This is a genomic window from Ligilactobacillus sp. (genome assembly GCF_036846325.1).
Classification (GTDB): Bacteria; Bacillota; Bacilli; order Lactobacillales; family Lactobacillaceae; genus Ligilactobacillus.
This window is the reverse complement of record NZ_DAIUCE010000024.1, coordinates 16,816-21,230: the sequence shown is the minus strand read 5'-3', so window position 1 is coordinate 21,230 and position 4,415 is coordinate 16,816. Positions and strand designations below refer to the sequence as shown.

3 protein-coding genes are annotated in these 4,415 nt (G+C 48.5%); all 3 read right to left on the bottom strand.

The window, feature by feature from the left end; translation table 11 throughout:
- Window positions 1-1,592 (bottom strand): ABC transporter ATP-binding protein (locus V7Z60_RS03980; protein ID WP_334116519.1); only part of this gene is annotated, 1,592 nt, incomplete at its 3' end.
- Window positions 1,593-3,323: an ABC transporter ATP-binding protein gene (locus V7Z60_RS03975; protein ID WP_334116517.1), complete on the bottom strand. Its 1,731-nt coding sequence runs from the start codon at window positions 3,321-3,323 to the stop codon at window positions 1,593-1,595.
- A 186-nt stretch (window positions 3,324-3,509) separates the two neighbouring features.
- Entirely contained in the window at window positions 3,510-4,292 is a 783-nt protein-coding gene (locus tag V7Z60_RS03970; protein WP_334116516.1) for a TIGR02452 family protein, read from the bottom strand.
- Between the last annotated feature and the right edge of the window lie 123 nt (window positions 4,293-4,415).

Below are 4,415 nucleotides of genomic sequence, written 5' to 3'. Positions count from 1 at the left end.
TCATCCAGGATAAGCACCTCCGGATCTGCCAGGAAGGCACGCGCAATCGTCAGCAGCTGACGTTGCCCCTGGGAAATGTTGGAGGCTTCTTCATTCAAGACCGTATCATATCCCTTAGGCAGCTGACGGACGAACGTGTCAACGTGCGCCGCCTTTGCAGCAGCCATGATTTCCTCATCAGTAGCGTCTTCACGACCGTACTTGATGTTTTCATAGATTGTGCCCGTGAACAGCCACGTGTCCTGAAGCACCATCGCAAAGCGTGAACGCAATTCGTCGCGCGACATGCCGCGCGTGTCGACTCCGTCCATTCTGATCACGCCGCCCTTGATTTCGTAAAAGCGTTCCAGAAGGTTGATCAGAGTCGTCTTCCCGGCACCGGTTGGTCCGACGATTGCGACCATCTTGCCCGGATTGGCTTCAAAGTTGAAGTCCTTCATCAGGATTTCCTTGTTGGAATAACCGAACTTGACGTGTTCAAACTTGATCTTGGCATCAGTCTTCTCGTCAGGAAGAACTTCCGCCGGATCCTTCATTTCCTCTTCGTCAAGCACTTCAAAGATTCGTTCGGCAGAAACGATTGTTGCCTGAATCGTATTGGCAAGGTTTGCCAATTGCGTAATCGGCTGCGTGAACTGGTTGACGTACTGCAGAAACGCCTGAACGTCACCAAGTGCCATCGTCTTGTGCGCAACGGCGATTCCGCCGGCGATTGCAACGAAGACATAGCCGATGTTCTTGATCAGATTCATGAACGGCATGATCAGTCCGGAAATGAACTGGGCCTTCCAGGAAGCCTCATAGTAGCGTTCGTTTTCTTCCTCGAACTGCGCAATGACATCGTCTTCCTTGTTGAATGTCTTCAGGACAGTATGTCCGGCATAGTTTTCCTCAACCTGATCGTTCAAGATTCCCAGGCTCCTCTGCTGTGCCGCAAAGTGCTTCTGGGACTTCGGGGCAACGACCATTACGATGAACAGGCTCAACGGAATCGTGACGCAGGCAATCAGCGTCATCTTCCAGCTGATTGAAAGCATCATGAAGAAGACGCCGACGAAGGTGACGGTGCTCGTCACCAGCTGTGCTAGACTCTGCTGCAGGGTACCGCCGATGTTGTCCATGTCGTTGACTGCGCGTGACATGATGTCGCCGTTTGAGTGCGTATCGTAGTATTCGATTGGGAGTCTTTGCATCTTTTCCTTCATGTCGCGGCGCAGATTATAGACGATTTTCTGCGAGATGTTGGCCATGATCAGCTGCTGTGCAACGGACAGCAGGCCTGAGACGACGTAGCAGACGGCCACGGCAATCAGAATATGCGTAATCTTCGTGAAGTTAATCGGGAATTTGGAGACGGCATGTCCAAGCTTCAGCTGCATGTAGCCGCTCATTACGCCCTTGTAGATTTCGGTCGTCGCCTTCCCTAAAATCTTCGGAGTGACAATCTGGAAGATAACGGACCCGACTGCAAAGACAATGACTGCAATGATGCCCCATTTCCATGGATTCATATAGGCCAGCAAACGCCTGGTCGTCCCCCAGAAATTCTTGGCTTTTTCCGGTTTTCCCTTCATCTTTGGACCTCTTGGCATCTACATGTCCCCCTTTCTGATTTGCGAGTTGACGATTTCCCGATATGTTTCATTTGTCTTCAGGAGTTCTTCGTGCGTGCCCTTGCCGACAACTTCACCGCCGTCAAGGACGATGATCACGTCAGCTGAAAGGACTGTCGAAACGCGCTGAGCAACGATTACAACAACGCTGTTGCTTATTTCCGGATCTTCTTTCAGCGCCTGACGAAGCTTGGCATCCGTTTTAAAATCCAGAGCTGAAAACGAATCATCGAATACATAAACCGAGGCCTTCTTCATCAATGCGCGCGCAATCGCAAGACGCTGTCTCTGACCACCGGAGAAGTTCCCGCCGCCTTGTTCGACAACGGAGTCCAGACCGTCTTCAAGTTCTGAAACGAAGTCCTTTGCCTGGGCGATTTCCAGTGCGTGCCAGATGTCTTCATCGGTCGCATCCGGATTGCCGAAAAGCATGTTGCTTCTGATTGTTCCCTTGAACAGGACTGCTTTTTGCTGCACGAATGAAACTCTGTCATGCAGATCCTTTTGAGAGACCCTTCTGACGTCTTTGCCGTTGACTTTGACCGTTCCTTCAGTCGCATCATAAAGACGCGGAATCAGGTTGATCAAAGTTGACTTGCCACAGCCAGTGCCGCCGATGACCGCAACCGTCTGACCGGCGGAAGCCTTGAAGTCAGCTTTGGCTAAGGCAGGCTTTTCAGCACCTTCGTAGTAGAAGTTGACATTGTCGAATTCAAGCTCGGAAGGAGCATCTGCCGAAAATTCTTCAGGGTCATCAGGATCCGTTACCGTGTACTTCGTATCAAGGACTTCGTTCAAGCGTTCAGCTGCAGCCTGTGCACGCGGAATGAAGACGAAGACCATTGAAAGCATCATGAAACTGAACAGGATCATGTTGGCATATGTCATGAACGAGACAAGATTGCCGACTTCCATTGTCTTGTTGCCGATCAGCTTGGCGCCGAACCAGACGATCATCATGTTCGTTCCGTTCAGGATCAGATTCATGACCGGAAACATCAGTGAAACGATGCTGAAGACCTTGATCCCCGTTTCAGTATAATCCTTGTTGGCTTCCTTGAAACGGTCCTGTTCGAACTTGTCCTGACGGAATGCCCGGATAACGCGCACGCCCGTCAGCCCTTCACGGAAAGTCAAATTGATTCTGTCAATCTTGCCCTGCAGGCTCTTGAACAACGGAACGGCAAAGCGCATGACGATGCCGATGGCAATCGCAAGCAACGGTACTGAAACCAAAAAGACCATCGTCAGTCTCTTTTCGCTTTGATATGCCATGATGCTTGCGCCGATGACCATCAAAGGCGACATCAGCATCATGCGGAGAAGCATCAGAACGACATTTTGAATCTGCAAGACGTCGTTTGTCGTTCTGGTAATCAGAGAAGACGTGCTGAAGCCGTCAATTTCCTGATTTCCGAAGCCAAGTACGTGTTTGAAAATATCCCCGCGAAGGCATGCACCGGATTTTTGGGCAACCTTGGCGGCAATATAAACGTTTCCGATTGACCCGACCATCCCGATGGCCGCAACCACGAGCATCTTGAAGCCCACTGACCAGATATAGTCAATATCGCCCTTGGCAACGCCGTTATTAATCATATCCGAAGTGAGGGACGGAAGGTTCAGGTCACAGATTACCTGAACCATTAAAAAGGCTACGGAAGCCGCAACTGCAGGCCACGAGACTCTTTTCTTAAGCAATTTATACATTCTGCTATTCCTCTCTTTTCGAGCGAGCGCTCATTATTTATCAGAATTTGTCATCAAATTCATTAAACTTACCATGATATACTACTCTCTATCTTTTTTATTGTCAACTTTTTTAACAGACTTGAACAAAAAATTATCAATTTTCTTCATGAATGCAAAAAAAGAACTTCGGAAACTCCCCGAAGCTCATTTGACCTGCGCCTCAAATTCTTTTTTAAATGCCGCAAGGGCAGGCTTGTTATCGATGATGTCAAAATAAATATTATCAAAGCATCCGCCGAATTCTTCGCGCTTCAGGGCATTGTCGAACGCCAGGGACACCATCTTCGGATCATTGCCGAAGATTCCGCAGCCGAATGCTCCCAAAACAAGATTGCGGTCTTCATGAATCTTGAAGACACGCAGAACACGGACGATTTTTTCAAAAATATCGCTGTACAACGTTGCCGGATCAAATTTCACGCCGTTTTGCCTGATCAGATTCACGTTCGGAGCCGCAATCGAGATGAAATCAGCATAGCGCGGATCAGGCAGAATCCGGTCTTCCTTTTCATCGCGCAGAACCTTGACATGACGTGAATAAATCAATGCCGGGCTGATATAGCCGTTTTTCGGATCCAGTTCATTCTTATAATAGTACGTCCTCCTGAACTTGCGCAGCTCGGGAAACAAGTAGCTGTTCCGGCAGATCCACTGCTCCTGTGCGTTTTCCCCGTCCATGAAGTGACCGCCCGGAACGAACGGATTGGCAAAATTCATCACGCCGATCTTGTCGTCTTCTCCGAACTGTCTGATTCTGTATAACAAGTTTTCTTCATTTACGAAGATTTTTGCTTTCCGTGTGCCGGCACCAGGCGATTCCTTCGGGGATGTTTCGAACAGTTCCGAATCCTGATTGATATGAAACATCTCAATCTGAAACAAGTTCATCGCCTTGTGCCCAAGTGCCCTTCTTCTTTCTTTTTCCATTACAAACTTCACCTTTAACAAATATATTCAAGTATGACCGTATCTTTGCTGAATATCATCAATTCAAAACTCGGAAATGCAAAAATAGCGTACATTTCTAATTTTAACACATTAACTGATATT